22 protein-coding genes are annotated in these 26,400 nt (G+C 68.7%); 10 read left to right on the top strand and 12 right to left on the bottom strand.

Features of this window, described 5'->3' with window-relative positions:
- Nucleotides 1-12: 12 nt before the first annotated feature.
- Nucleotides 13-777: an SDR family NAD(P)-dependent oxidoreductase gene (locus tag BMZ25_RS05265; protein WP_092689618.1), complete on the bottom strand. Its 765-nt coding sequence runs from the start codon at nucleotides 775-777 to the stop codon at nucleotides 13-15.
- A 108-nt stretch (nucleotides 778-885) separates the two neighbouring features.
- On the opposite strand from BMZ25_RS05265, the gene hisC reads away from it, so the two are divergent.
- Nucleotides 886-1,974, top strand: coding sequence for a histidinol-phosphate transaminase (gene hisC, locus BMZ25_RS05260; RefSeq protein WP_092689615.1), 1,089 nt, complete (start codon nucleotides 886-888; stop codon nucleotides 1,972-1,974).
- 17 nt (nucleotides 1,975-1,991) lie between these two features.
- On the opposite strand, the gene hutC is transcribed toward hisC, so the two are convergent.
- Entirely contained in the window at nucleotides 1,992-2,723 is a 732-nt protein-coding gene (gene hutC / locus BMZ25_RS05255; protein WP_092689612.1) for a histidine utilization repressor, read from the bottom strand.
- A gap of 192 nt (nucleotides 2,724-2,915) precedes the next feature.
- Between hutC and treZ the strand changes: the two genes are divergently transcribed.
- The 4 genes from treZ (at nucleotide 2,916) to BMZ25_RS05235 (ending at nucleotide 10,023) form a co-directional block, all read left to right on the top strand.
- Nucleotides 2,916-4,646: a malto-oligosyltrehalose trehalohydrolase gene (gene treZ / locus BMZ25_RS05250; RefSeq protein ID WP_177190393.1), complete on the top strand. Its 1,731-nt coding sequence runs from the start codon at nucleotides 2,916-2,918 to the stop codon at nucleotides 4,644-4,646.
- The gene (gene treY / locus BMZ25_RS05245) at nucleotides 4,643-6,889 is read left to right on the top strand and encodes a malto-oligosyltrehalose synthase (RefSeq protein WP_092689607.1); all 2,247 of its coding nucleotides are present in this window, start codon (nucleotides 4,643-4,645) and stop codon (nucleotides 6,887-6,889) included. Before treZ ends, treY begins: the two co-directional genes overlap by 4 nt.
- Before the next feature lie 81 nt (nucleotides 6,890-6,970).
- Nucleotides 6,971-8,977, top strand: a complete 2,007-nt coding sequence (glgX, locus tag BMZ25_RS05240) for a glycogen debranching protein GlgX (RefSeq protein ID WP_092689604.1) — start codon at nucleotides 6,971-6,973, stop codon at nucleotides 8,975-8,977.
- An 80-nt stretch (nucleotides 8,978-9,057) separates the two neighbouring features.
- Complete coding sequence (locus BMZ25_RS05235) at nucleotides 9,058-10,023, top strand: zinc-binding metallopeptidase family protein (RefSeq protein ID WP_092689598.1); 966 nt, start codon at nucleotides 9,058-9,060, stop codon at nucleotides 10,021-10,023.
- 6 nt (nucleotides 10,024-10,029) lie between these two features.
- Here BMZ25_RS05235 and BMZ25_RS05230 read toward each other — a convergent pair whose 3' ends face one another.
- From BMZ25_RS05230 to BMZ25_RS05215, 4 genes are read right to left on the bottom strand one after another with little or no spacing between them, the layout of a single operon-like run.
- Nucleotides 10,030-10,860: a hypothetical protein gene (locus tag BMZ25_RS05230; protein WP_235859787.1), complete on the bottom strand. Its 831-nt coding sequence runs from the start codon at nucleotides 10,858-10,860 to the stop codon at nucleotides 10,030-10,032.
- A complete protein-coding gene (locus BMZ25_RS05225; protein ID WP_235859786.1) occupies nucleotides 10,857-12,431 on the bottom strand; it encodes an acyl-CoA synthetase in 1,575 nt (524 codons plus the stop codon). The genes BMZ25_RS05230 and BMZ25_RS05225 overlap by 4 nt, the downstream gene beginning before the upstream one ends.
- Nucleotide 12,432: 1 nt before the next feature.
- A complete protein-coding gene (locus BMZ25_RS05220) occupies nucleotides 12,433-13,602 on the bottom strand; it encodes an acetyl-CoA acetyltransferase (protein WP_092690938.1) in 1,170 nt (389 codons plus the stop codon).
- 11 nt (nucleotides 13,603-13,613) lie between these two features.
- Nucleotides 13,614-14,423 (bottom strand): IclR family transcriptional regulator, encoded by an 810-nt coding sequence (locus tag BMZ25_RS05215; RefSeq protein WP_235859785.1) that lies wholly within the window; start codon nucleotides 14,421-14,423, stop codon nucleotides 13,614-13,616.
- Nucleotides 14,424-14,575: 152 nt separating this feature from the next.
- Here BMZ25_RS05215 and BMZ25_RS05210 point away from each other — a divergent pair, with 152 nt between their 5' ends.
- From BMZ25_RS05210 to BMZ25_RS05195, 4 genes are read left to right on the top strand one after another with little or no spacing between them, the layout of a single operon-like run.
- Nucleotides 14,576-15,589 (top strand): DctP family TRAP transporter solute-binding subunit, encoded by a 1,014-nt coding sequence (locus BMZ25_RS05210; protein ID WP_235859784.1) that lies wholly within the window; start codon nucleotides 14,576-14,578, stop codon nucleotides 15,587-15,589.
- A 55-nt stretch (nucleotides 15,590-15,644) separates the two neighbouring features.
- Nucleotides 15,645-16,136: a TRAP transporter small permease gene (locus BMZ25_RS05205; RefSeq protein WP_092689592.1), complete on the top strand. Its 492-nt coding sequence runs from the start codon at nucleotides 15,645-15,647 to the stop codon at nucleotides 16,134-16,136.
- Nucleotides 16,129-17,454 carry a TRAP transporter large permease gene (locus tag BMZ25_RS05200; RefSeq protein ID WP_092689589.1) on the top strand — a complete coding sequence of 442 codons (1,326 nt, stop codon included), beginning with the start codon at nucleotides 16,129-16,131 and terminating at the stop codon, nucleotides 17,452-17,454. Before BMZ25_RS05205 ends, BMZ25_RS05200 begins: the two co-directional genes overlap by 8 nt.
- Entirely contained in the window at nucleotides 17,451-18,215 is a 765-nt protein-coding gene (locus BMZ25_RS05195; protein WP_092689587.1) for an SDR family NAD(P)-dependent oxidoreductase, read from the top strand. The genes BMZ25_RS05200 and BMZ25_RS05195 overlap by 4 nt, the downstream gene beginning before the upstream one ends.
- A 16-nt stretch (nucleotides 18,216-18,231) precedes the next feature.
- On the opposite strand, the gene BMZ25_RS05190 is transcribed toward BMZ25_RS05195, so the two are convergent.
- Both BMZ25_RS05190 and BMZ25_RS05185 read right to left on the bottom strand, forming a co-directional pair.
- Nucleotides 18,232-19,725, bottom strand: a complete 1,494-nt coding sequence (locus BMZ25_RS05190; protein ID WP_092689584.1) for a UxaA family hydrolase — start codon at nucleotides 19,723-19,725, stop codon at nucleotides 18,232-18,234.
- The gene (locus BMZ25_RS05185) at nucleotides 19,722-20,831 is read right to left on the bottom strand and encodes a mannitol dehydrogenase family protein (RefSeq protein WP_092689580.1); all 1,110 of its coding nucleotides are present in this window, start codon (nucleotides 20,829-20,831) and stop codon (nucleotides 19,722-19,724) included. Before BMZ25_RS05185 ends, BMZ25_RS05190 begins: the two co-directional genes overlap by 4 nt.
- A gap of 183 nt (nucleotides 20,832-21,014) precedes the next feature.
- Here BMZ25_RS05185 and BMZ25_RS05180 point away from each other — a divergent pair, with 183 nt between their 5' ends.
- The gene (locus tag BMZ25_RS05180) at nucleotides 21,015-21,908 is read left to right on the top strand and encodes a GntR family transcriptional regulator (RefSeq protein ID WP_092689577.1); all 894 of its coding nucleotides are present in this window, start codon (nucleotides 21,015-21,017) and stop codon (nucleotides 21,906-21,908) included.
- A 14-nt stretch (nucleotides 21,909-21,922) separates the two neighbouring features.
- On the opposite strand, the gene BMZ25_RS05175 is transcribed toward BMZ25_RS05180, so the two are convergent.
- The 4 genes from BMZ25_RS05175 to BMZ25_RS05160 all read right to left on the bottom strand — a co-directional run bounded on the left by BMZ25_RS05175 (nucleotide 21,923) and on the right by BMZ25_RS05160 (nucleotide 26,066).
- Nucleotides 21,923-22,954 (bottom strand): LacI family DNA-binding transcriptional regulator, encoded by a 1,032-nt coding sequence (locus BMZ25_RS05175; protein WP_235859783.1) that lies wholly within the window; start codon nucleotides 22,952-22,954, stop codon nucleotides 21,923-21,925.
- 58 nt (nucleotides 22,955-23,012) lie between these two features.
- A complete protein-coding gene (locus BMZ25_RS05170; RefSeq protein WP_092689569.1) occupies nucleotides 23,013-24,512 on the bottom strand; it encodes a tripartite tricarboxylate transporter permease in 1,500 nt (499 codons plus the stop codon).
- 15 nt (nucleotides 24,513-24,527) lie between these two features.
- Complete coding sequence (locus BMZ25_RS05165) at nucleotides 24,528-24,947, bottom strand: tripartite tricarboxylate transporter TctB family protein (protein WP_092689566.1); 420 nt, start codon at nucleotides 24,945-24,947, stop codon at nucleotides 24,528-24,530.
- A gap of 75 nt (nucleotides 24,948-25,022) precedes the next feature.
- The gene (locus BMZ25_RS05160) at nucleotides 25,023-26,066 is read right to left on the bottom strand and encodes a type 2 periplasmic-binding domain-containing protein (RefSeq protein ID WP_092689563.1); all 1,044 of its coding nucleotides are present in this window, start codon (nucleotides 26,064-26,066) and stop codon (nucleotides 25,023-25,025) included.
- Nucleotides 26,067-26,400: the final 334 nt, after the last annotated feature.

The following is a 26,400-nucleotide window of genomic DNA, read 5'->3' as shown; positions in this document are numbered from 1 at the left end:
TTGGCAGATTGCTCAAATCGACGCCAGATACCCACCGTCGATTCCGAGGCACTGTCCGGTCACATATGCGGACGCGTCCGAGGCCAGAAAGACCACCGCGCCGGCCAGGTCGCGCTCGTCTCCGAACCGGCCCAGGGGAATCTTGCCCAGCATCTGCTCCTGCCAGCCGTCGGACTGGTAGAAGCCCTCGGTCATCGCGGTGCGGAAGTATCCAGGCGCGATGGCGTTCACGCGGATGCCCTCGGGGCCCCACTCCGCCGACAGGGCCCGCGTGATGCCCAGCAGCCCGCTCTTGGACGCCCCGTAGGGCACCGCGGTCGGCACGCCGACATACGAGGTCAGCGAGCACAGGTTCACGATCGCTCCCTGTCCCCGCGGCAGCATCTCGCGCGCGACCTTGCGGCTGACCAGGAACGCGCCGCGCAGGTTGGTGTCGACGATCCGGTCCCAGTGCTGGGCGTCCACATCGACCGAGGCGCGCACCTCTTCGACACCGGCGTTGTTGACCAGGATGTCGAGAGGGCCGAGCCCGTCCAGCGCCCGTTCGATGGAATCGGGATCGCTCTGGTCGCATGACAGGCACTCGACCGTCCGGCCGAGCGCGCGGACGCGGTTCGCGGTTTCCGTCAACGAGACGGCATCCCGCGCGGTCAGCACCAAGTCGGCGCCGGCCTCGGCCAGCGCGGTCGCGATGGCGGCGCCGAGGCCGCGGCTGGCACCGGTGACCATCGCGCGGCGTCCGTCGAGCGAGAACAGGCCGGGTAGCGTGTCGGACATTCAGATCTCCTTTGGCGTCGGCGGCACGGGGGAGTGTGCCGCTTGACTTGTATAGACATATTCGAGCAAGGTCCGGCAACGCTGCCGGGGACGAAGAGGAGCGCGCGGATGACAGATTTCCTGAGGCCCGAGCTTGGCGCGCTCAGCCCCTACAATGCGGGCCTCACGCTGGACGAGGTCGCGGCGCGCCCCGGTGTCACCCGCATCGCCAAGCTGGGATCGAACGAGAACCCTTTCGGCCCCCCGCCCGAGATCGCGGCGGCTGTGTCGGAGGCGGCGCTCAACGTCTATCCCGATCCCGTCGGCCGCCGCCTGAGCGCGCGGCTGGCCGAGCTGCACGGGGTCGCGCCGGGGCAGGTAATGCTGGGCAACGGGTCCGAGGATCTGCTGAACGTCCTGGCCCGCGCGGTGCTGCGGCCCGGCGACCGGGTGGTGACGCTCTATCCGTCGTTCCCGCTGCACGAGGACTATGCCGCGATGATGGGGGCCAGGGTCGAGCGGGTGCCGATCGGCGCCACCGGCCGCATCGACGTCACCGCCCTGTGCGAGGCGGTGGCGGCGCCCGCGCGGCTCGTCGTGTTCTCGAATCCGATGAACCCCGTCGGCGCGTTCCTGTCGCCGGACGCGCTGGACGAGGTCATGTCGGCGGTGCATCCCGACACCGTGGTCTGTCTCGACGAGGCCTATCACGAATACGCGGCGGGTCCGGATTACGGCACGGGCGATCCGTACCTGGACCGGCATGCCGGGCCGCTCCTGATCCTGCGCACCTTTTCCAAGGCCTGGGGCCTGGCGGGGCTGCGGGTCGGTTACGGCGTCACCAACAGTGCGGATCTGCGGCGTGGCATGGACCTCGTGCGCACGCCCTTCAATGTGAACGCCCCCGCGCAGGCGGCGGCGCTGGCTGCGCTGGATCATCCCGAGGCGGTTGAACGGACGGTCGGTGTCGTCCGCGAGGAACGCGCCCGCGTCGCGGCGGCTCTGACGGAACAGGTGCTCGCCGTGCTGCCCTCGGGCGGAAACTTCCTGTTCTTCGATCTTGGCGTTCCGGCCGCCCCGGTGGCCGAGCGGCTCTTGGACTATGGCGTGATCGTCAAGGCATGGGGACAGCCGGGCTGGGATACGTGGATGCGCGTCTCGATCGGGCGACCCGAGGATAACGACCAGTTCCTCGCGGCGCTCGCCGCGGTGCTCTAGCCGGCGGGCCCCGTCCCTCATCCGTCGGCCCGCGGTTCGAACTGGGCCAGAAGCTGATGCCGCGCGCCGGGATAGGTCTGGCGCGCCATCGTGACCCAGCGCCCCGCGATCTCGGTCCGGCGCGAGACCTGAAGGCAGGCCTCGCCCTCGGGAAGGGCCAGCGCCTCGGCCACGCGGCCCGAGGCGTTCATCGCACTGATCCTGTGTTCGGCCGCCGTCCACGGGATTCGGCTCAGCAGCCATGTCCCCGGCACCGTGTCCGAGAAGTCCTGCCGCACGGCATCAGGCGCGGCGGCGAGGTTGATCAGCCGTTCCTCCAGGCAGAACGGCGTCCGCCCCGCGTAATGGACCCCTTCGAGCGAGAGGATCTCGGCGTCGTCGGCGTCGTCGCCGATCTCGGAGCGCTCGGCGTTGCTTGGCGGACGGATGGCGCGGTCGTCCAGCCGCCAGCGATACTCGAGCCCCAACGCGCGGACCTCGGACTGTATGTCGGTGATCTCCATCACCGCCGATTGCGCACGGGGCGTGGCGACGAAGGTGCCCAGGCGGCGCCTGCGGACGAGGAACCCCTCGCGCGTCAGTTGCGTCAGCACCTTGTTCATCGTCATTCGCGAGACGTCGAACTCCAGCGCGAGATCGGTCTCGAACGGCAGCTTGTGCCCCGGCGGCCAACTGCCGTCGAGGATCTTGTCCTTGAGCGCGCCCAGGATCGCTTCGTGTCGGGTCAGGGTGCGGGAGCTCGGGGGCACGGGGCCTCGGTCTGTTGCGATGGTCGGGCGCAGGATAGGCGGTCTGCCGGGGAACCGCAAAGCCGTGTGCGGCGACGTGCGGGCGCCTCATGCATGGCTGCTATGGGATGTTGCGAAAGGGGCGCGGGCGCCGGAACGTTTCGCTCCGACTGGCCGTTCGGAGCACACGGGATGAGCAGGACAAGATCACGGATGTCGGACGGAAGCGAAGGTCAGCCCCGCTGGGGCGCGGTGCCGCTGGAGCGCGGCCTGTGGCGCTTTGCGCTCTGGGCCCCGTCGGCGCGTGCGATTCACGTGCTGCTGGATGGTGCGCGGCATCCCCTGTCGAAGGACGACGCCGGCTGGCACAGCGCCGACATCGCGGCCGAGGCCGGCGCGACCTATCTGTTCGAGCGCGACGGCGAAACCTTTCCCGATCCCGCATCGCGGTTCCAGGACGGCGGCGTCGGCGCGGCCTCGATGCTGGTCGATCCCGCCGCGGGCCTGCGCGATGTCGCGTGGGCGGGGCGTCCGTGGGACAGCGCGGTGATCCTGGAGATCCACGTGGGCACGTTCACCGCCGAAGGCACGCTCGCCGCCGCCGCGGCGCGGCTTCCGGCGCTGGCCAGGCTGGGGATCACGGCGGTCGAACTGATGCCGCTGGGCCAGTTCGAGGGCGCCCGCGGCTGGGGCTATGACGGCGTTCTGCCCTTCGCCCTGCATCCGGCCTACGGAACACCGGACGAGCTGGCCGATTTCATCGCGGCGGCGCATGCGAACGGGCTGATGGTGCTGATCGACGCGGTCTACAACCACTTCGGCCCCGAGGGGAACGTCCTGTCGGCGCTGTCTCCGGCGTTCTTCGACACCAGCCGCCAGACGCCGTGGGGCGCGGCCATCGCGCTGGACCGGGCGCCGGTGCGCGCCTTCTTCCTGCAGAACGCCGAGATGTGGCTGCGTGATTACGGCGCCGACGGCCTGCGGCTGGACGCGGTGCACCAGCTCGAGGCGCACGACAGCACCGACTTCCTGCACGAGCTGGGTCGCCGGGTCGGGGCGATGGACCTTGGCCGTCCCGTGCATCTCGTGACCGAGGACGAGCGGAACCTCGCGTCCTACATCACCGGGGAGGGCGCGATCCGCGCGCAGTGGAACGACGACTACCACCACGCGGTCCACTGCCTGCTCACCGGCGAGAGCCACAGCTACTACGCGCCTTTCGCCGTCGATCCCTTCGGCGATCTGGTGACGGCGCTGGCCGAGGGGCAGGTCGATCAGGGCCAGCCCCGCCCGGCGGGCGCCGAACCGCGGGGCGAGCCGTCGGGGCATCTGCCGCCGGCCTGTTTCGTCAACGCCAACCAGACGCACGACCAGATCGGCAACCGCGCGCTGGGCGACCGGCTGATCGCGCTGTCAGAATTGGGCGCGGCGAAGGTTATGCACGCGCTCCTGCTTCTGTCGCCCTTCGTGCCGATGCTGTTCATGGGCGAAGAGGAGGGCGCCCGCGCGCCGTTCCGCTTCTTCACCGATTTCGAGGGCGGTCTCGCCCACGCGGTGCGCGAGGGCCGCCGCAGCGAATTTCCGGAGTTCGCCGACCACAAGCAGGCGATCCCCGATCCCAACGCGGTCGAGACGTTCGAGGCCTCGCGCCCCTATGCCTCGCCCGCGCCGGACGCAAAGACGTGGCGGGCGCTCACCGCGCACCTGCTGGACCTCCGGCGCGAGAAGGTGCTGCCGCTACTGCGGAGCGGCTGGATCGACAGCCGGGTGAGCCGCTTGGGCGACCGGACCCTGCACGCGCGCTGGGGGTTCCGGGACGGCCTGCTCGACCTCACGATGAGCCTCGAGGGCCCTGCGCCGGACCTGCCGGACGACGTGGCCGAGATCTTCCACATGGACGGGGGCGACGCCGGGATGCGTGTCGGGAAGGGAGCGATCGCATGAGCTTCGTTGCAAGCTATCGCGTGCAGTTGAGAGACGGGCTGGATTTCGCCGGCCTCGCGGGACGGCTCGATCAGATCGCCGCGCTTGGTGTCAGCCACCTGTATCTTCCGCCCATCCTGCAGGCCGCGCCCGGATCCACCCACGGCTACGACGTGGTGGACCCGACGCGGATCGACCCCGCGCTGGGCGGGCGCGAGGGATTCGAGGCGCTGTCGCGGGCGGCGCAGGAACGCGGGCTGAAGCTGATCCTCGACATCGTGCCGAACCACATGGCGTTCGGCCCCGAGACGCCGTGGCTCAGGGATGTGCTGGCCCACGGGCAGGACAGCGACCGCGCGGCCGTCTTCGACATCGACTGGTCCGCCGGGCCGCTAGCGCTGCCGTGGCTGACCCAGCCCCTCGGCGACGCCGCCGAGCAGGGCGAGGTCAGCGTCGAGGGCGATACGCTCTGGGTCGGTGATCTCAGCGTTCCGCTGGCGCCGGGCAGCGGCGCGGGGCTGACGGGGGTGTCGGACCGGGACGCCGCCGAGCTGCTGCACGCAGGCCAGCACTGGCGGCTTATGCCCTGGCAGCTCGAGCGTGACAGCATCACCCATCGACGCTTCTTCAGCGTCACCGGCCTGATCGGCGTCCGGGTCGAGGACGAGGCCGTGTTCGAGCTGACCCATCAGTGCATCTTCGAGCTTGCCGAGGCCGGCCTGATCCACGGCCTGCGCGTGGATCACGTGGACGGGCTGGTCGATCCCGGCGCCTACCTGCGGCGCCTGGCGGATCGGCTGCCGGATATTCCGGTCTGGGTCGAGAAGATCCTCGTGACAAACGAGACCCTTCGGGACTGGCCCGTCGCCGGGACCACGGGATACGAGGCGGCGGCGGTCATCGGGCGCGCGCTGACCCGGCGTGATGGGGTCGCGCGGATCGACCGCATCTGGCGGGACGCCACCGGGATCGAGGACGGCTTCCACGCCTTCGTCGAGGAGGCCAAGCGCGAGGTCCTGACCGACGAGCTTGCGGCCGAACTGCGCCAGTTGTGCGGCCTTGCCGAACGGATGGCCGAGGCCGAGGGCTTCCTCGCCGGGCCCGAGATGCAGCGCGAGGCGTTGACCGAGCTCCTCGTCGCCTTCCCGCGCTACCGTAGCTACATCACCGATGCGGCGGATGCCGAGGACGCCGCGATCTGGCGAGACAGCGCCGCGCGGGCGGGGGAGCATGTCCGCTCGTCCGAGGTGATCGACCGCATCGCCGCCGCGGTCATCGCGCCGCAGACGCCCGAGGCCCGCCGTCTGGCGCTGCGGTTGCAGCAGGTGACCGGCGCGCTGATCGCCAAGGCGCACGAGGACACCGCCGGCTTCCGCTTCAACCGCTATCTCGCCGCGAACGAGGTCGGGGCCGATCCCGACAGGCCGGTCTGCGACGACGCCGAGATCCGGCGCTTTCTCCAGGACCGGCTGGCCCACTGGCCCCATGCACTTACGCTGGGCTCCAGCCACGACACCAAGCGGTCCGAGGATGCGCGGGCGCGGCTCATCGCCATGACGCACGCGCCCGACGCGCTGGCCGAGCTGTGGCACGACGCGGCGGCGCTGGACGGCAGCGATGCGCTGGACGCGAACCGCCGGTTCTACGCGCTGCAGGCCGCCCTGGCGCTCTGGGGCGAACCGCAGGCGGCCGAACGGGTGGGCGATCACCTGATCAAGGCCCTGCGCGAGGGCAAGGAGATCACCTACTGGACGGCCCCCGACGAGGACAGGGAGCGGCGAATGGTCGACTGGGCGCAGCGGCTGCTGTCCCGGTGGGACGTGGCGCGGCCCGCGCCGCTGCTGCGGCTCTGCCGGATCGGCGCGGCGCTGTCGCTGCGCGAGCTGGCGCTGCGCTGCGTGGTGCCGGGGATGCCCGACATCTACCAGGGCGGCGAGGGCGCATTGTTCCAGCTGACCGACCCCGACAACCGCCGTGCGCCCGACTGGGACGCGCTGGCCCGCCTGCCCGCGGGCGCGGACCTGGCGTCGCGCAAGGCCGATCTGCTGCGCACGCTGCTGGACCTCCGCCGCCGCAGCCCCGACCTGTTCGAGCGCGGCACCGTTGAGTGGCGCGTCGAGGACGGCGCACGGCACCTTGTCCGCCGCCTCGGCCCCAAGACGGTCACCGTCGTGATGGCCGACGGCGCCGCCGCGGACGGTGCGCTGTGGTCCGACACCGACCCTGAAACCGGTCTCGCCCTGGGGATTTATTCCGGGGGCTGATGCCTGAAAGATCCCGAACCGCACCTTATTTCGCTTTGGCCGGACGGCGATTGTCCGCGCCCCGACAGGAGACGACCCAACGTGACGCTTCCCACCTTCGACAAGACCTCGGCCTATTCCGACCGCCTGGGCGCCGAGTTCGACGGAGAGGGCACCAACTTCGCCCTCTTCAGCGACCATGCCGAGCGGGTCGAACTGTGCCTGTTCGACGACGAAGGGGCCGAGACGCGCCTGGATCTGCCCGAGATGGAGGGCGGCATCTGGTTCGGCTATCTGCCCGGCGTGGTGCCCGGACAGCGCTACGGCTATCGCGTGCACGGCCCCTATGCCCCGGAAGAGGGGCATCGCTTCAACCCCAACAAGCTGCTGATCGACCCCTATGCCAGGCAGCTCACCGGCGAGGTCGTCTGGAACGACGCGCTGTTCGGCTATGATCTGTCGAGCGGCGACGACCTGACCTTCGACCACCGCGACAGCGCGCCATACGTGCCCAAGTGCTACGTCACCGATCCCGCCTATGACTGGGATGCGGACCGGGCGCTGCACACCCGCTGGAGCGACACGGTGATCTACGAGGCCCATGTCCGCGGCCTGACGATGCAGCGCGAGGACGTGCCGGCGAACCTGCGCGGCACCTTCGCGGGCCTCGCTTCGGACGCGATGATCGAGCATTTCACGAAGCTGGGCGTCTCGGCGGTGGAACTGTTGCCGGTGCACGCCTTCCTCCAGGACAGCTACCTGATCGACAAGGGGCTGACGAACTACTGGGGCTACAACACGCTGAACTTCTTCGCGCCCGAGCGGCGGTATCTCCGGACCGGCGAGTGGGGCGAGATCAAGGAGGCGATCAGCCGCCTGCACGCCGCCGGGATCGAGGTGATCCTGGACGTCGTCTACAACCACACCGCCGAAGGCTCCGAGCTGGGCCCGACGCTGTCGTTCCGCGGGATCGACAATGCCAGCTACTACCTCCACGGCGACGACATGCGGCACTGCTACGATACGACGGGCTGCGGCAACACGGTGAACGTGGCGCATCCGATGGTGCTGCGCATGGTGCTCGATTCCCTGCGGCACTGGGTGCAGGAGATGCATGTCGACGGCTTCCGCTTCGACCTGGCCTCGACGCTGGGACGCGAGCCCTCGGGGTTCGAGCGCGAGGGCAGCTTCTTCGCGGCGATCCGGCAGGACCCGGTGCTGGCGCGGGTCAAGCTGATCGCCGAGCCCTGGGACATCGGCGACGGCGGCTACCAGGTGGGCGGCTTCCCGTGGCCGTTCCGCGAATGGAACGACAAGTTCCGCGACGACAGCCGCGCGTTCTGGCGGCGCGAGGGCGGCGTCAAGGGCGCGCTGGCCGAGCGGCTGTCGGGCTCGCCGGTGCAGTTCGACCATTCCAACCGGCCCGCGACCTCGTCGGTCAACTTCATCGCCGCCCATGACGGCTTCACCATGTGGGACACGGTCTCGTACAACGACAAGCACAACGAGGCGAATGCCGAGGACAACCGCGACGGCCACGACCACAACCTCAGCGACAACATGGGTGTCGAGGGCGAAACCGACGACAAGACCATCCTCGCCGCCCGCCGCCGGCGGGTCCGGGCGATGCTTTCGACGCTGCTGCTGTCGCGCGGCGTGCCGATGCTGCTGGCCGGCGACGAGGTGGGCAACAGCCAGCGCGGCAACAACAACGCCTATTGCCAGGACAGCGAGATCGGCTGGACGGACTGGGACACCGGCAACGCGGACCTGGCCGAGACCGTGCAGGAGCTGACGGCCCTGCGCCGGGCCCACGACGTCCTGCGCGAGTCGCGCTTTCACGGCGGGACGGGGATCGACTGGTTCGGTCCCGACGGCCACCCCGTCGACGAGGCCGGCTGGCAGGACGACGATCTGCCGGTGACAATGCGGCTGTCCGGCGAGGACGAGACGCTGCTCGTCGTCGTCAATGGCGGCGACGATGCCGAGGTGACGCTTCCCGAAGGCAATTGGGAACGTCTTTTCGTCTCGGAACCCGAAACCGGCAGTCTGAAGGCCAGCGTGCTGGCGATGGGGTGGCAGACTGTCGCCGTCCTGGGGCGCGGCTAGGCAACCTTCCACCGCCAGCGGGAACACCGGCGCGGCCCGGTGGGTTACTGGCGCCAGCGACACTGCGTGAGGACAAGGTCATGCAAATATTCACCTGTCCCGGCTGCGGATCGCCGGTCTATTTCCACAATACGACCTGCGGATGCGGGCAGGCGATCTTCTTCGATCCCGACCGGCAGATAATGCAGGGCGAGGGGCCGGCCTGCGTCAACCGCGAGATGATCGGATGCAACTGGGTCGCCGAGGCGGGGAATTACTGCCGCTCCTGCGCGATGACCGAGACGGTGCCCGACCTCGCCGCGCCCGAGAACGTGCCGCTCTGGACCCGGACCGAGCTGAACAAGCGCTGGCTCCTGGCGAGCCTGACGCGCTGGGGCTGGTTCACGCCCGACGATCACGGCGCCCGTCCGGTGTTCAAGCTGTTGTCCGAGCAGACCGCCGCCGGCGACTACAACGTGGTGATGGGCCACGCGAACGGTGTCATCACCATAAACGTCTCCGAGGCGAGCGAGGCGGTCCGCAAGCAACGGCAGATCAACCTGGGGGAATCCTATCGGACGATGATCGGGCACATGCGGCACGAGGTGGCGCATTTCCTCTTCCTTCGCGTGGCCCAGGACGACGGCTTCCTGCCCGCCTTCCGCGACCTCTTCGGGGACGAGCGCGAGAACTACGCCGAGGCGCTGAAAGAGCACTACAACCATCCCGACGCGCCCGACGCGCAGCACATCACCAGCTACGCCACGGCCCACCCGCACGAGGACTGGGCCGAGACGATCGCGCACCTGCTGCACCTCGTCGACCTGCTCGACAGCGCGGCGGCGGCGCGGCTGTCGCTGCCCTCGGGCCCTTCGGCGGATTACGACGCCTATGTCGAGACGGACGCCGTCGCGCTGGTCAAGCTGGCCGCCGATGTCGCGCTGGCGGTCAACCACGTCAATCGCGCGCTCGACCTGCCGGATCTCTACCCGTTCGTGCTGGGCGCCGGTGTGCGCGAGAAACTGGTCTTCGCGCACCGCTACATGCAGCGCGTGCAGGCCGCCTGAGACGATTCAGGCGCCGAGAAGGAGCAGTTCGAACGTGACGCAGACGCGGTTCCCGGCGCCGAGCGCGCCGGTGAGGTGCCCGCCGTCGAACCCGACCGACGCCACGTCGAGCGTCACCTCCGGCCCCGAGACATGCCCCGCGCGGACCAGAACCTCGGTCGCATAGCTGTCCAGCGCGGCACCGTCCGCGAACCGGGTGCCGACCGCGCTGCCGATGCCCTGGATTTCGGCCGTGGCCAATCCCGCCTCGGCGGCCATCGTGGCGATGGCGTCGCGGATGTCCTCGTTCGGCCGGATCGTGGCGAGCACGGCGCCCCGGCCCGGGCCGGCGTCGGTCGGCACCGGCCGGAACAGCGGAAACTGCGTCTCGGCATCCGCCGCCACCTCCAGCCGCGCGCCCCGGATCAGCCAGGCGGTAACGGTTGCGTCGTGCGACAACCAGGTGGCGTGCGGCAGCACATGCCCCATCCGCGTCTCGCCGTCGGCGCCCTGCCACAGGCCGTGGACATGCAGGAACGGCGCCCCGTCGCGGCGGCCGGCATGGATCCCGGCCTCGGTGATCGTCGCGGGGGCCAGACGGGTCGTGTCGCTGTACCACGCCGCGTGCCCGTCGCCGGGGGCGGGCGCGGGGCGCACGAAGTCCAGGCTGTCGGCCGCCGCGTCCGCGATCCGCAGATAGGCCCCGTCGGCCCCGGTGCCGGCGAGCGCCTCGGTCACGGCCGCGTCCAGCGGCCGGCCTGCCGCCAGCACCAGCTCCCGCCGCTCGGCGGTGCAGGGCAGGGCGTTGATGCGTTCGGCCGCCGGTGGGCCGGGATGCACGATCCGCTCGGGCGTCACGCCTCGACCCCCGGCAGCTCGCCGCGTTCTTCCAACTCTTCGCGGATCATTTTCTTGGTGATCTTGCCGTAGGCCGATTTCGGCATCTCGGACCAGAACACCACCGCCTTGGGCAGCTTGTAGCGCGGCAGTTGCGGCCCCAGCCAGTCGAGCAGCGCCTGCGCGTCTGGTGCGGACCCGCGCGACACGCAGACCGCGATGCCGACCTCGCCCCAGACGGGGTCGGGGATGCCGAGCACCGCGACCTCCGAGATCTCGGGGTGCTGGAGGATCTTCTCCTCGATCTCGCGCGGATAGATGTTCGACCCGCCCGAGATGTACATGTCCGAGGCGCGGCCGGTCAGGTAGAGGTAGCCCTCTTCATCCATGTGGCCGAGATCGCCGGTCAGGAACCAGCCGTCGCGAAAACTCTTGGCGTTCGCCTCGGGGTTCTCGTGATAGCCGGCAAAGACCGCAGGCCCGATCACCGCGACCTCTCCCGTGTCGCCCGGGGGCACTTCCTGCCCGTCGGGGCCCTGGATCTGCACCTGCATCCCCGTCCGGGCGATGCCGCAGGTGCCGATGCGCATGGCGTCGTCGTCGATGCTGTGCTGCGTCGGCGGCAGGACGGTGATGTTGCCGGTGACCTCGCCCAGCCCGAAATACTGCACAAGCACCGGCCCGAGCGTCTCGAGCGCGCGTTTCTGGTCCGCGCGGTACATCGGCGCGCCGGCGTAGATCACGTAGCGCAGGCTGGAATGGTCGTGCCGGTCGACCGACTCGTGCTCGACCAGCAGCTTGACGATGGTGGGAACGGTGAAGGCGTTGGTGACGCGCCACGTCTCGACCAGCGACCAGACCTCCTCGGGGTCGAAGCGGGGCGATGCCGGCAGGATCGTCTTCACGGCGTGCGCCACCTGCGCCAGCTGGTGAATCCCCGCGCCGTGGGACAGCGGCGCGACGACGATCGAGGCGTCATCCGGGCCGGTTCCGGGCATCAAGTCGCACAGGTGGTTGGTGACGACGAAGGCCATCTGCCCGTGGGTCAGGACGGCGGCCTTGGGCCGGCCGGTGGTGCCGGAGGTAAAGAAGAACCAGGCCGGATCGTCACGGTCCACGGCCACCGGGGCCGGGGTCTGCCCCATGTAATCCGCGACGAGCGCATCGTAATCGTCGGCGCCGTCGCCGCCGATGGTGACGGTATAGTCCACCTGCGCGGCGCAGGCGGCGGCGTGGTCGGGGAAGGCGGCGCCCACGATCAGGCCCCGCGCCCCGGACGAGCCCGCGAGCCAGGCGATCTCGTCCGGCGTCTGGCGATAGTTCGCGGGCACCCACACGCAGCCCAGCCGCCAGCAGGCGAACATCGCCTCGAACATCTGGTTGCAATTGGCGGACTGCACCAGGATGCGGTCCCCCTTGCGGGCGCCGTACCGGTCGGCCAGGGCGGCGGCGAAGGCGGCCGACCGCGCCTCCATCTCGCCCCAGGTCCAGGTGTGTGTGCCCCAGACGAAGCCGATCTCGTCACGGTGGCGGCGGGCGCTGTCCGACAGGAAGCCGCACAGGTTCATCACGCGGGTGGAGACGGGCTGCATCTCAGCGCACCCGCTCGAGGATCGAGGCATAGTTCGCCACGGCGGCGCCGCCCATGTTGAACACCCCGGCCAGCGTGGCGTCGGGCACCTGCATGTCGCCTGCCTCTCCGGCCAGCTGCATCGCCGCCATGACATGCATCGACACGCCGGTCGCGCCTATCGGGTGGCCCTTGGACTTGAGCCCGCCCGAGGGATTCACTGGCAACCGGCCGTCCTTGCGCGTCGTGCCGTCGCGGATCACGCGATAGCCCTCACCGGGGGCGGCCAGGCCCATCGCCTCGTATTCCAGCAGCTCGGCGATGGTGAAACAGTCGTGCGTCTCGACGAAGGACAGGTCGTCCAGCGTCACGCCGGCCATGGCATAGGCGTCCTCCCACGCGCGGCGGGCGCCCTCGAACCGGGTGACGTCGCGGCGCGACAGGGCGAGCGGCTCGTTGGCGTGGCTGCGGGCGCGAAAGGCGATGGCGCGCTCCATCTCGGCCGCGGTCTCGGGGTCGGCCAGCACCAGCGCGGCGGCCCCGTCCGACACCAGCGAGCAGTCGGTCCGGCGAAGCGGCCCGGCGACCTGCGGATTCTTGTCGGACACGGTGTTGCAGAACCCGACGTCGAAATCCCGCCGCATGTGCGCATAGGGATTGGCGCAGCCGTTGGCGTGGTTCTTGGCGGCGATCATCGCCAGCTCTTCCGAGCGGTCGCCGTATTTCTGAAAGTAGTTCGCTGCGATCCGGCCGAAGAGGCCGGCAAAGCCCGCGTCGACCTCTGCCTCTTCCTTGCGATAGCTCGCGCCCAGAAGGATGTCGCCGACCTTGGCGCCCTCGGTCGCGGTCATCTTTTCCGCGCCGACGACCAGCGCGACGCGGCCCCGGCCGCTGGCGATGAAATCCATCGCGCCGTGCAGCGCCGCCGAGCCGGTGGCGCAGGCGTTCTCGTAACGGGTGGCGGGCACGCGGGCGAGCCGCTTGTCCCCCATGCCGACCAGCGCGCCCTGGAAATCCTGCGGCGAGAAGCCGTTGTTGAATACGCCGACGAACACGCCGTCGACGTCCCCGGCCTCGACGACGGCATGGCTGAGCGCGGCCGGCACTACATCGGCCATCAGCGCCTCCGTGTCCGGGTGTTCGGACTTGCCGAAGGCGCCGTGCGCCCAGCCGACGATCTGCGGATCGGTCATGGTATCCTCCATTACGCGCCGTTGCGGTCCGCGAAGGACCGGGCAAGGCGGCTTTCGATGATCTGTGTCTCTCGGGTCAGCGCGTCGGCCAGAGTGCGGTCGCGCGGCGGTTGCATGCGGCTCTCGATCGCGGCGAGCGACAGCGCCCCTGCGACGGTGCCGTCGGGATGCCGGATCGCCACGCCCAGTCCCCAGCTTCCCGGCACCACGAGGCCGGGGTTCAGGGCATAGCCGGTCTCGCGCGTGCGGGCGATTTGGTCCCGCAGCGTCTCGGGCGTCAGCGCCGGGTAACTGTCGGCGAGCAGGCCGGTGTTCTCGGCCAGCACGGCCTCGACCTCGGGGTCGGGCAGGGCGGCGAGCATGGCGAGCGACCCGGCCCCCACGCCGAGCGGGTGCTGCGCGCCGGGCACGAGGGCGTGGGTGCGGATCGGAAAGCTGCCCTCCTCGCGGTGCAGACAGACCGCGGCCGTGCCGCGCCGCGCGGTGACGAAGGCGGTGTCGCCGCTTTCGCGTGCGAGGCGGCCCACGGCGTCGGCGGTCCTCTCGACCAGGCCGTGCCGTCCCGCCGCCATCGTGCCCAGGACATAGGCCTCTTCACCCAGGTGATAGGTACGGCGCGTCGGGTCCTGTTCGACGAGCCCGCCGCGGATCAGCGCCATCAGAAGCCGCCGGACGGTCGGCTTGTTGAGGCCCGAGGCGGTGACGAGGTCGGTCAGCGACAGGCCGCTCTCGGGGTGCCGTCCGATGCGGCTGAGCAGCATCAGCGCGCGGTCCACGCTTTGCGCGCCGCTTTGGGACGACTCGACGAGAGGTGCTGTCACAATATGGACCTTGTGCTTTGGAGGGCGGCGCTGTAGCCGGCTCAATCAGGATCACATCCTGAAAGCGGCGCTGCAGATTTCAAGATTTTTCTTGTCTCCAACGCCCGACTTTGATCCACATTGTGACCAGTTCAAACGGGAGGATGACGAAAATGAGCATGAGCAGGTTCGGAACGGCCGGTCTGGCGGGCGTGCTGGCGGCCAGCGTCGCGGTCGGCGCGGCGGGGGCGGACACCCTTCGGCTGTCGCACAACACCGGGGACACGACCACGTGGCACAAGGGCGCCGAGAAGTTCGGCGAGCTGCTGGCCGACAAGACCGGCGGCGACTATGACGTGCGTGTCTTTCCGAACGCCCAGCTGTCGGGCGGTGACCAGATGCGCCAGGCCGAGATGGTGGGGCGCGGGGCGCTCGACGTCGTGGTGACCTCGGCGATCAACGTGACGCCGCTGGTGCCCGAGATGGCCGTGTTCTCGTTGCCGTATCTCTATTCGAACTACGACGAGGTCGACGCCACCACACAGGGTGAGCCGGCCGAGCTGCTCGAGGACATCCTGCGCGACAAGGGCATCGAGGTTCTGGCCTGGGGCGAGAACGGCTTTCGCGAGGTGACGAACAACGTCCGTCCGATCACGTCGCCAGAGGACATGCAGGGCCTCAACATGCGCGTCGCCGGTCCGATGTACATCGACGTGATGAACGCCCTCGGCGCCAATCCGCAGCAGATGCAGTGGGGCGAGACGCTGACCGCGCTGCAGCAGGGCGTCGTCGACGGGCAGGAGAACCCGATCGGCGCCGTCATCATCCCGCAGCAGGTCTACGAGGTGCAGGACTACCTGACGACCTGGCACTATTCCTACGATCCGATCTTCCTGGGCGTGTCCGAAGAGCTGTGGTCCGGCCTCGACGCCGAGACACAGGAGCAGATGCGCGCCGCCGCCGAAGAGGCGATGGCCTACCAGCGCGAGATCACCCGCGAGGGCACCGCCGAAGGCGTCGGCTTTCTGCGCGAGCAGGGCATGGAGATCTACGAGCCGAGCGACGAAGAGCTGAACGCCTTCCGCGAGGCGACGCAGCCCGCGTTCGACGAGTGGGCCGAGAAGGTCGGTCCCGAGATCGTGGACTCGTTCCAGCAAGCCATCGAGAACGCCGGCTCCGAAAGCTGAGCGACCGGCGTGGCCCGGACCCCGTTCCGGGCCACCCTGCCGGGGGGAGGAACCCTTGTCTTTCATCCTGCGCGAGTTCGAGAAGATCGTCTGCGCGGCGCTCTTCCTTGCGATGACGCTGCTCGGCTTCGTCAATGTCGTCGTGCGCTACGGCACCAATTTCTCGCTCGCCGCGACAGAGGAACTGCTGACCAACGGGTTCCTCCTGCTCACCGTGTTCGGTGCCGCCATCGCCGCCCGGCGGGGCGAGCACCTGTCGGTGACGCTGGTGCAGGACCTGCTGCCGAAACGGCTGGCGCAGGCGGTCTATGTCGCCTCGGTTCTGCTGTCCGTCCTGCTGCTGGTCATGTCGGCGTGGTTCTCGTGGCAGAGCTTGCAGAACCTGATCTCGAACGGCATGCGCTCTTACGGGTTGGGCATCCCGGCGTGGTACTATCAGGCGGCGCTGCCCTTCGGCTTTGCGCTGATCATCGTCCGCTACCTTCAGCATGCCGCCGAGACGGTGCGCGCGCCGCGGCAGGAAGAGCCGCCGACCCCCGATGTTTGACCTTTTGCCCGAGATCTCCGCCGGCACGCAAATGATCGCCGCCTTCTTCCTGCTGATGGCGCTGCGGGTGCCGGTCGCCTTCGCGCTGGGACTCTCGGCGATGTACGCGATGTGGCGCATCGGCTTCGGCTTCGATCTGGCGGGCGACCTGATCGCCACCGGCATCGCCAAGTACGCGCTGCTGGCGATCCCGTTCTTCATCCTTGCCGGCACGCTGATGGGCACGCTCGGCATCGCCGAGCGGATGATCCGCTTCTTCCGCGTCCTGATCGGAGAGCTGCCGGGCGGCATGGGCGTCGTCGGCACCGTCGTGTGCCTGTTCTGGGGCGCGGTCAGTGGCTCGGGCCCGGCCTCGGTCGCGGCCATCGGTCCGATGATCATCAAGGGCATGGAAGAGGACGGCTATCCCCGCGCTGCCGCCGCCGCGCTGGTCTGCACCGGGGCGGCGTTGTCGATCGTGATCCCGCCCTCGATCGGCCTGGTGATCTACGGCGTGATCGCCGAGACCTCGATCTCGGCACTGTTCATTGCCGCCATCCTGCCGGGGCTCTTCATGGGCCTCGTGATGATGCTCGTCCTGCCGCTGGTCAAAGGCGACCGGACGAGCCCTTCGCTTGCCGCTATGGCGCCGTCCGAGGGGGGCGAGCGGGGCTACTTGCCGCGCCTCTGGGCCGCCTTCCGCGAGTCCTTCTGGGGGCTGATGACGCCCGTTGTCATCCTCGGCGGGATCTATTCCGGCATCTTCACCCCCACCGAGGCAGCCCTCGTCGCCACGGTCTATGCCCTGTTCGTCGGTGGTGTCATCTACCGCACGCTGTCGGTCCGGGTGCTCTATGCCGCGCTGTGCGACGCGGCGGCGTCGTCGGCGGTGGTGATGCTGGTCGTCGCCTATGCCAGCCTGTTCGGCTGGGTGGTGACGGTCGAGGACCTGGTGGGCCAGTATTCCTCGCAGCTTCTGGGCCTGTCCGACAACCAGTGGGTCATCCTTCTGGTCATCATGCTGGTGCTGCTGGTTGCAGGGATGTTTATGGACCCGGTGACGGTGATGTTCATCTCGCTGCCGATCTTCATGCCGGTGGTGCGCGAACTGGGCTGGGATCCGGTCTGGTTCGGCGTCGTGGTTATGGTGAACCTTGCCATCGGCCTGATCACGCCGCCGGTGGGGATCAACCTCTACGTCGCCGCCAATGTCACGCGCATGCCGATCGAACGGATCGCGCGGGCGGCCCTTCCGTTCCTTGTCGCCAGCCTCGCGGGGCTGATGATCATCGCGCTGCTGCCTGACCTGTCGCTCTATCTCACCGAGGTATTGAAATGAGCCAACCCGTCGCCATCGTGACCGGAGCCGCGCGCGGCATCGGGCTTGCCACCACCAACCTGCTGTTGGGCGAAGGCTGGCGCGTCGCGATGGTCGACCGCGACGGCGACGAGCTGTCCGCGTCGGCCGGGGCGCTGACGGATGTGCTGGCGCTGCCCTACGACATCTCGGACCCTGAGCAGGTGACCCGCGCCGTGGACGAGACCCGCGCCGCGTTCGGGCGGGTGGACGCGCTGGTCAACAATGCCGGGGTCGCAGATTTCGGCCCGATCGAAGAGACCGACTTCGCCCGCTGGCGCCGGGTGATGGAGACGAACCTCGACGGCACCTTCCTGATGAGCCAGGCGGTGACGCGCGACCTTGCCCGGCAGGGCGGCGCAATCGTCAACATCGCGTCGATTTCGGGCCTGCGCGCCAGCACGCTGCGCGTGGCCTACGGCACCTCGAAGGCGGCCGTGATCCACCTGACCAAGCAGCAGGCGGCGGAACTGGGAGAGCACGGCATCCGCGTCAACTGCGTGTGCCCCGGCCCGGTCGACACGAAGCTGGCGCTCGCCGTCCATTCGCCCGAGATCCGCGCGGCCTACCACGACGCCATCCCGCTGAACCGCTACGGCTCCGAGCGCGAGATCGCCGAGGTGATCGCCTTCCTCTGCTCGACCAGGGCGAGCTATGTCACCGGGCAGGTGATCGCCGCCGACGGCGGGTTCGAATCCACCGGCGTGGGCTTGCCGGCGCTGCGCGAGGCCGGGCCGGCCTGAGCCGGGCGGACAGGGCCTACAGCACGGCGCCGATCTTCCACGGCACGAACTCGTTGTCGCCATAGCCGAACTCTTCCGACGAGGTCTTTTTCCCTGACGCCGTGTCGAGCAGCAGGTCGTAGATCCTGCGCCCCATCTCGGCCAGGCTGACGCCCTCGGAGACGACGAGCCCGCAATCGATGTCGATATCCTCGGACATCGACCGCGCCAGCTCGGTGTTCGAGGCGAGCTTGATCGACGGCGCTGGCTTGGCGCCGAAGCAGGACCCGCGCCCGGTGGTGAAGGCGATCAGGTTCGCGCCGCTGGCGACCTGTCCCGTCGCCGCGACGGGGTCGTATCCGGGCGAGTCCATGTAGACGAAGCCGGGGCCCTCGATCCGCTCGGCATAGGCATAGGCCCCCGCGACGGGCGACAGGCCGCCCTTGGCCACCGCGCCCAGAGACTTCTCGAGAATGGTGGTCAGGCCTCCCTTCTTGTTCCCCGGCGAGGGGTTGTTGTCGAGCGAGGCGCCGTTGCGCTCGGCATAGTCGCGCCACCAGTCGATCATGCCGCGGATGCGGTCGCCGGTCTGCCGGTCAGCGCGGGCGATCAGCAGGTGTTCGGCGCCGAAGATCTCGGGCGTCTCCGACAGGATCGAGCTGCCGCCGGCGGCCACCAGCATGTCCGAGGCCACGCCGAGCGCCGGGTTGGCGGTGATGCCCGAGAACCCGTCCGATCCGCCGCATTGCATACCGAGGCACAGAGTCGAGACGGGATGCGTGCTGCGGAGGTCCTCGTTGGCCTGCGCCGCGATCGGCTCCAGCAATTCCAGCGCCCGCCGTACCGCCGAGCGCGAGCCGCCGACCTCCTGGATGTTGAAGGTCACGAAGCGCTCGCGCGTCCAGTCCGTCGGCTTGTAGAGCGTCAGCTGGTTCACCTCGCAGCCCAGCCCGACGATCAGCACGCCGCCGAAATTGGGGTGGTCGCGATACCCCTTGAGCGTCCGCACCAGCGCGTCGAAGCCCTCGCCCTGGTTGGCCATGCCGCAGCCCTGGTCGTGGACGATGGGTGCGAAGCCGTCGATGCCGGGATATTTCGGCAGAAGCACACGGTTGGCCTCGGCCGCGATGGCGTCGCAGACGGTGGTCGAGCAGTTCACCGACGCCATGACACCGATGTAGTTGCGCGTGCCGACGCGGCCCTCGGGGCGGGCGAAGCCCTCGAACGTGGTGCGGTCCGGCGCTTCGGGCGGGGCACCGCGGGGCGGCGCCTGGTCGGAATGGCTGTCGGGCAGTCCGCAATTGTGGGAATGGACGTGCTCGCCCACGGCGATGTCGCGCGTGGCCACCGCCATGACCTGCCCGTATTTCACCACCGGCGTGCCGGCCCGCATCGCCTGTCGGGCGATCTTGTGGCCGCGCGGGATCGCGGCGGTGGCGGTCAGGCCCTCGCGCGTCTCGCCCTCGGCCATGTCCGACAGGGCGACGGCGACGGTGTCCACCGGGTCTAGGATCATCAGGCTCGGGGTCATCGGGCACTCCCCTTGGCAAGGATGGCGTCCAGCACGGGCGCCTGGAACTCGGGACGTTCGTCGCGCACCCAGGTCAGGAACGCGCCGATGCGGCGGTCGATCTTCTGGGCGTGGTTCTGCGCGATGTCGGACAGTCGATGGTCGAGAAACGGGTTGGCGAACCGCTCCAGCGTCGTCGCCAGATAGTCGCGCGCCGCGCCCTCCATGTCACGTGCCGCGAAGCCGGGGATCACCTCGTCGCGCATCACGTTCTTCAGGCGCGCGCCGATCTCGCCGTCCAGCACGTCGCGGACGATGGCGGTTTCGGACCCGCCGGCCTCGTGCCAGAAGCTGACCATGGCGGTATGGCCGAGGTTGAGGATATGCAGCTTGAGCCGCTCGGTCCGCTCGAGCCGTTCGACGATCTCGATGGACGGATGCCGCGTCGGCGCGGCGAGGCCCGGCTGCGCCTCGATCGCCCAGAGAGCATAGGGTTCGGCCACGGCCCCGACCGGCTCGATCGGCTCGGACACGATGCGGTCGACGAGGCTGTTCGCCCAGAGGCAGGCGCCGAGCCACGCGATCAGGGCCGGATCGCCCTGTTGCTGCCGCGCGATCTCCAGCACGCGCGCCTTCAGCACGGCGCCGTTGTCGGAGACCAGTTCCATCGGAAAGACCGTCAGCGGCGGACGCCCGGCGGCGTGCCGCGCCCGGAGCAGGTGAAACAGCTTGGCCGGATAGCTCATGTCCTGCGACGGTTCGGTCCCGGTGTCGGCCGGGCGTGGCGTGAACCCGCTGTCGCCGGTGTTCGACAGGATCACCTCGGCCTCGTCGCTCACCACACGTTCCAGCGCGGCCCAGTCCGTCGCCGTGGACAGGGTGCGCGTCACGCTGGTCACGCGCCGTTCCTCGTCCACCACGGCGCCGTCCCGTATGCCGCGTACCCGCACCGGATAGCCCGCCGGATCGGCCATCGCGGCAAGGCGGCGGGCGCGGTCGGGGTCGCCCGAGCTTTGCACGACGGTGATGCGACGCGGCGGGTCGCCTTCGCTGAGAAACAGGTCGGCATGGGCCTGCAGGAAGCGCGAGGTGCCGAACTGCACGACCGGGGTGGGGGCGTCAGACATGACGTGTGGGTCCCGGCGGGGTGCGCGAGTGGGGGCAGGGTCCGGACGGCATCGGGCCTCTTTGCGTTGGTGATGCGACGAGGGCGCCGAGGCGGCCGACGCTTCGCTGTTGATGTCTTATATTCATAAAGTACCATTCCGGGTCAACGGCCCACGCGGGCCGCGACAGGACGGGCGAGGGCGATGGCGCGGAACAATCTGACTTTTCGTGTGGCCTGCAACCGGCTGCTCGACGACCTGGCGCAACAAGAACCCGGCGCGACGCTGGGATCCGAGATCACGCTCGGCACCCGCGTCGGCGCCAGCCGCACGACCATCCGCGCCGTGCTGACCCACCTGGCCGAGGCCGGTGTCGTGCGGTGGGAGGGGCGTGCCAAGACGTTGCTGCGCCGCCCCGTCGCGGCGGATTATTTCGGCTCGCGCCAGACGGAATCCCCGGCCGAGAGGCTGGAGCGGGGCTTCATGTCGCTGATCCTGAACGGCCTCCTGCCGCCGGGCAGTGCACTGAACGAAAGCTGGTTGGCCCGGCGGTTCGAGGTGCCGGTGGCGACCGTCCGCACCTTTCTGGTTCGGTTCGAGCCGTTCGGCCTGATCGAGAAGCAGCCCAACCGGAGCTGGCTGCTCAAGGGTTTCACCCGCGATTTCGCCGCCGAGATGTTCGAGATGCGCGACCTGATCGAGATGCGGGCGATCCGCGCGGTGCTGGACGCGCCGCAGGGCGGGGCCATTCACCGCGCGCTGCACGATATGGAGCGGCGGCACCTGGACCTCGTCGCGCGCCCCGAGGCGATCGAGGACGCGTTCCCCGCGCTCGACGCTGCCTTTCACCGGTTCGTCTGCGGCGCTGCGGACAACCGGTTTTTCGACGATTTCGCGCGACGGATCTCGATCATCGTCCACTACCATTACCAGTGGAACAAGCAGGACGAGGCCGCGCGGAACCGCGCGGCGCTGTCCGAGCATCTGGTCGTGATCCGGGCTGCGCTCGACGGCGACAGGGCCGCCGCGGAGAGGGCGTTCGCGGAGCACCTGCGCACTGCGAGGCGCAACCTGATGGCCTCGGTGATCTGGGAGTGACGGCCCGGCCGCGCTCAGGCGCTGTCGCGGGCGATGATCGAAAAGCTCAGGTCGGTGACCGGCGGGATGTCCTTGCCCTCGAACCGGGCGAGGATCGCCTTGGCCGCCTGCAGCCCCAGTTCCGACCGGTCCACGCGAACCGTCGTCAGCGCGGGATAGGTGTGCGCGGCCATGTCCTGATCGCCGAAGCCGATGACGGCGATGTCCTCGGGCACCCGCAGTCCCCGCGCGGCGGCCTCGGTCAGGACGCCGTGGGCCAGCACGTCGGACGAGCAGTGGATCACGCCCCGGCGCAGCCCGTGGGTGTCCACGAGGCGCGCCAGGCCGGTGCGCCCGTCGGCCAGGGTCGATGACGGGGCGAATACCTCGGAGGGCACCGATTGGCCTGTCCGCTCGGTCCAGAGGTCGGCAAAGCCAGACATCCGCCGCAGCGCCCGTTCGTCCCCGGCCGAGATCGCCGCCGCCGCGTCATAGCCCCGGTCGAGTGCATAGCGCGCCGCCGCGCGGCCCGTCTCGCTGTGAGAGAAGCCGACGCACAGGTCGATCGGGCTGTCGGTGATGTCCCATAGCTCGACCACGGGGATGCCGGCACCCAGCAGCATCCGCCGGGCGTTGGCCGTATGGTGGATGCCGGTCAGGACGATGGCGTCGGGCCGGCGCGACAGGTGCGTCGCGATCAGCTCTTCCTCCTGCGCGGGGTCGGTGCCGGTTTCGGACAGCATGATCTGGTAATGTCCGTCGCGCATCGTGTCCGACAGACTCTTGATCATCGAGGAATAGACCACGTTGGTCAGCGAGGGCACCAGCGCGGCCACCAGCTTGGACCGGCGCGAGGCGAGCGCGCCGGCCAGCGCGTTCGGCACGTAGCCGGTGACGGCGATCGCCTCCTGTATCTTGCGCAGGGTCTCGGGCGAGACCTTCTTGGGATCGTTCAGCGCCCGCGAGACCGTCACCTGGCTGACCCCCGCCAGCCGTCCCACCGTCTCCATCGTGACGGCGCGCTGGCCAGGGGGCGCTTCGGAGGGGGGAGGGGCGTTTCGGGCCACGGGCATCCTCTTTTTCGGTCCTGCCTGTCCTAACGCCTGCTCCCTCGGCTTTGAAGCCTCAGGCGTCGGCCGTCGTGGACTGTCTCGACCGCGACAGCGCGACGGAGCCGGCGACCGACCCGATGATGAGCACCCACAGGACGATGGCGATCCAGCTCTTGGTGAAGAAGATCGTCAGGTCGTTGAAGGATTCCAAGCTCTTGACGAAGTAGACCTCGGCCGACGGTCCCAGGATGAAGCCGATGATGAACGGCGCGATCTCGAGCCGCAGTTTCACCGCCAGCCAGCCGAACACGCCGAAGATCAGCAGCGTCCAGACATCGAACATGATCCCGTAGTTGATCGTGTAGGCCCCGATCACGCACATCATCAGAATGATCGGGAACAGGATGTGCTTCGGCACCGTGACGATCCGGGCGATATGGCGGATCGCGAAATACATCATCGTGAACATCGCGAGGTTGGCGATCAGCATGGCCACAATCATCGCGTCCCATGTGACCGGGTTGTTGCCGATGAACAGCGGCCCGACCTGGATGCCCTGCAGCGTGAAGGCCCCGATCAGCAGCGCGGTCGTGGAATCCCCCGGAATCCCCAGCGACAGGAGCGGCACAAGCGCGCCGCCGGTCAGGCCGTTGTTGCCCGCCTCGGAGGCGATGATGCCCTCGGGTTCGCCGGTGCCGTAGCGCTCGGGGTGCTTCGAGAACGTCTTGGCGTTGGAATACGACAGGATCGACGCTGCCGAGCCGCCGACGCCGGGCAGGATGCCCGCGAAGGTGCCGATCCCGCCCGAGCGCAGCAGGTTCACCGTCTGCCCGCGGAACACCGAGAACGAGAATGTCGATTGCGAGCCGATCTTCACGTCGGCGGCCGACTGGCTTTGCGGCACGCCGCGCTCGGCCTCCTCGAGGATCGCGGCCAGGCCGAACAGGCCGATCAGCACCGGCAGCAGGGCAAAGCCGGATTCCAGCCAGTAGTCCAGCCCCGGCGGGATCAGGCGGATCTCGCCGTTGCCGCCGTCGGAGATGTCGTAGGTGCCGATCAGGGCGATGAAGATGCCGAGGAAGCCCGAGAAGATGCCGATCAGCATGTCGTTCGACAGCGCGGCCATCACCGTCAGCGCGAACAGGATGATGAGGAACTTCTCGACATAGGAGAACTGGATCGCGAAATCGGCCAGGAGCGGCGCGCAGAGCCACAGGATCAGCAGGCTGACCAGCCCGCCCACCAGCGACGAGCAGATGCCGATCCTGAGCGCCTTTTCCCCTTCGCCCTTCTTGGTCATCGGAAGGCCGTCGAAGGTGGTGGTGATCGAGGATGGCGTACCGGGGATGCCCAGCAGGATCGCGGGGACCATGCCGCCCGAGATGCCGCCGACATAGAGCCCCAGCAGCAGCGCCAGCCCGTTCTCGAGCCCGAGCGAATAGGTGATCGGCAGGCACACTGCGACGGCCATCGTCGCCGTCATGCCGGGGATCGCGCCGAACACGATGCCGACGAACGTGCCGCCGACGATCAGCGCCAGGAAAAGCGGAGAGATGATGTCGAGTAATTCCATGGCGGCGTTGCAGTCTCAGGGAAGCGTGAGGAAAAACAGGTCGGTGAACAGCCACCAGACCAGCGTGGGCGCCACGAGCGCGGTGATCGCCACAGGCGCGACCGCGCGAAGGCCCCGGTCGTGCAGGAAGATCAGTCCCGACAGGAACACGTAGGGGATCGAGCAGATCAGGAAGCCCAGGCCGGTGTTCGGCCAGACATTCCCCACCGGGACCATCAGGGAAAAGTAGAGCACCGTCAGCGCCAGCGTGCCGAGGAAGCGCAGCTTGTCCATCTTGGCGAAGGTCTCGCGCCAGTAACCGCCGCTTGCGGCGATCGACCGCCGCTCACGGATCAGGATCGCCAGACCCAGGATCGCCAGGACGCCGGCGATGAGCGATGGAAAGACCAGATGCGAGGTCTCGAAGGCGATTGTCACCTCGGTCAGCCCGTTCATGGTCCCCTCCCTTGCGGATCACGCGGAAAGCGGACCCGGCCGTCGCGGCACGGCCGGGTCCCGGTCTTGGGTTGCTCAGGAATTGTCGCCCGAGATCTGCGAGATCACCTCGTCGTAGGTCGACCGCTTCTCGCGCAGATGCTCCTGCGCCTCGTCGGACGGCAGGAAGTTCGGGATGAAGAACGACGCCTTCTGACGTTCCTGGATCTCGCCCTCGGCGTAGATTTCCTCGAGCGCGGTATCGATCTGCTCGACGATCGCCTCGTCCATCTCGGGGTTGTAGAGGAAGAAGAACTCCTTATCGAAGGTGAAGTCCTCTTCGCCGTCGAGGGTCACGCTGGTCTCGGGGCTGGCATATTGCAGCAGCTGGTCCCGCGTGGTGTCGCCCATGCCCTCTTCGGGCGCCTGTTCCAGCGTCGCGGGGCGCGCGGTGATCCAGACGAAGCGCATCGACTTCTGGTCGTCCTCGGGCAGCTGGGTGAACTGCTCGTTGGCCTGGATCGAACCGTTGATCACGTCGGCGAGGTCGTCGAACAGCGTCTGGTTCTTGTCCGACTGCGAGCCTGTGTTCACCGCGACGATGTTCTCTTCCGAGCCTTCCGAGCGGACCCGCGCGGCGTTCTTCATCGCCGAGAAGCCGATCTCGGACACGCCGCCGGGCTGGATCGCGACGCGCACCCGCTCGCCGTTCTCGGCCGCCGTCAGGATGTCGTCCATCGACTGGTACTCGGACCCCTTGGGCACGAGATAGGCGTTGCCGGGGTTGATCGCGACGGTCGGGCCGACGGTGTAGTTCTCGAAGATGTCCTGGTAGCCGCGGACGCCGTAGAGGTTCCCGAGATACGATTGGTCGTGGAAGATCATCAGCGTGGTGCCGCGGCTGTCGCGGTCCAGCGCCTTGAACGCCTCGGTCGCGCCCACCGCGTCGACCTTGATGTTGATGCCCAGCTTCTCGGCCAGCGCGTCGGCGACGATGGACGAGTTCTGGTAGGTGTCGCCGCCCGTCGAGGTCGAGCCGATCACCAGCCGGACGTTGCCCGGCAGTTCCTGCGCGGCGGCGGGCAGGGCCGTGGCGAGCGCGGTCGCACCGGCCAGAATGAATCTGCGAGTGAAAGTCATGGTTGTCCTCCCGTTTGGTGCCGGCCGGGGCCGACGAACGTGTCATCGCGGATGGCCGTCCGAGCGGCCAGGCGCAATGTATGCGCATACATAGATATGCATAACGCCCTCATGGCCTGTCAATGCCGATTTTTAGCTGTAAGCAACGTCTGCGCGATCGCGCCGGGTCCGATTGACACAGAATGTTGTATGCGCATACATAGCCGCAAGACCTTGAGTGACGGGAGGACGCCATGGCGCGCAAGACATCATCGGACCTGCGGAGTTCGCGGTGGTTTGGTCCGGACGATCTTCGGAGTTTCGGGCACCGGTCGCGGATGATGCAGCTTGGGTA

This window comes from Tranquillimonas rosea (assembly GCF_900111315.1).
In the GTDB taxonomy this organism is placed as follows: Bacteria; Pseudomonadota; Alphaproteobacteria; order Rhodobacterales; family Rhodobacteraceae; genus Tranquillimonas; species Tranquillimonas rosea.
The sequence above is the reverse complement of the archived record's forward strand: the minus strand, read 5'-3'. Positions and strand labels throughout refer to the sequence as shown.

Bases quoted from the DNA above. Each gene is read 5' to 3' on its own strand.
- BMZ25_RS05265 (WP_092689618.1), bottom strand. From the start codon at position 777: ATGTCCGACACGCTACCCGGCCTGTTCTCGCTCGACGGACGCCGCGCG.
- hisC (WP_092689615.1), top strand. From the start codon at position 886: ATGACAGATTTCCTGAGGCCCGAGCTTGGCGCGCTCAGCCCCTACAAT.
- treZ (WP_177190393.1), top strand. From the start codon at position 2,916: ATGTCGGACGGAAGCGAAGGTCAGCCCCGCTGGGGCGCGGTGCCGCTG.
- treY (WP_092689607.1), top strand. From the start codon at position 4,643: ATGAGCTTCGTTGCAAGCTATCGCGTGCAGTTGAGAGACGGGCTGGAT.
- BMZ25_RS05235 (WP_092689598.1), top strand. From the start codon at position 9,058: ATGCAAATATTCACCTGTCCCGGCTGCGGATCGCCGGTCTATTTCCAC.
- BMZ25_RS05225 (WP_235859786.1), bottom strand. From the start codon at position 12,431: ATGCAGCCCGTCTCCACCCGCGTGATGAACCTGTGCGGCTTCCTGTCG.
- BMZ25_RS05220 (WP_092690938.1), bottom strand. From the start codon at position 13,602: ATGACCGATCCGCAGATCGTCGGCTGGGCGCACGGCGCCTTCGGCAAG.
- BMZ25_RS05210 (WP_235859784.1), top strand. From the start codon at position 14,576: ATGAGCATGAGCAGGTTCGGAACGGCCGGTCTGGCGGGCGTGCTGGCG.
- BMZ25_RS05200 (WP_092689589.1), top strand. From the start codon at position 16,129: ATGTTTGACCTTTTGCCCGAGATCTCCGCCGGCACGCAAATGATCGCC.
- BMZ25_RS05195 (WP_092689587.1), top strand. From the start codon at position 17,451: ATGAGCCAACCCGTCGCCATCGTGACCGGAGCCGCGCGCGGCATCGGG.
- BMZ25_RS05190 (WP_092689584.1), bottom strand. From the start codon at position 19,725: ATGACCCCGAGCCTGATGATCCTAGACCCGGTGGACACCGTCGCCGTC.
- BMZ25_RS05185 (WP_092689580.1), bottom strand. From the start codon at position 20,831: ATGTCTGACGCCCCCACCCCGGTCGTGCAGTTCGGCACCTCGCGCTTC.
- BMZ25_RS05180 (WP_092689577.1), top strand. From the start codon at position 21,015: ATGGCGCGGAACAATCTGACTTTTCGTGTGGCCTGCAACCGGCTGCTC.
- BMZ25_RS05170 (WP_092689569.1), bottom strand. From the start codon at position 24,512: ATGGAATTACTCGACATCATCTCTCCGCTTTTCCTGGCGCTGATCGTC.
- BMZ25_RS05165 (WP_092689566.1), bottom strand. From the start codon at position 24,947: ATGAACGGGCTGACCGAGGTGACAATCGCCTTCGAGACCTCGCATCTG.
- BMZ25_RS05160 (WP_092689563.1), bottom strand. From the start codon at position 26,066: ATGACTTTCACTCGCAGATTCATTCTGGCCGGTGCGACCGCGCTCGCC.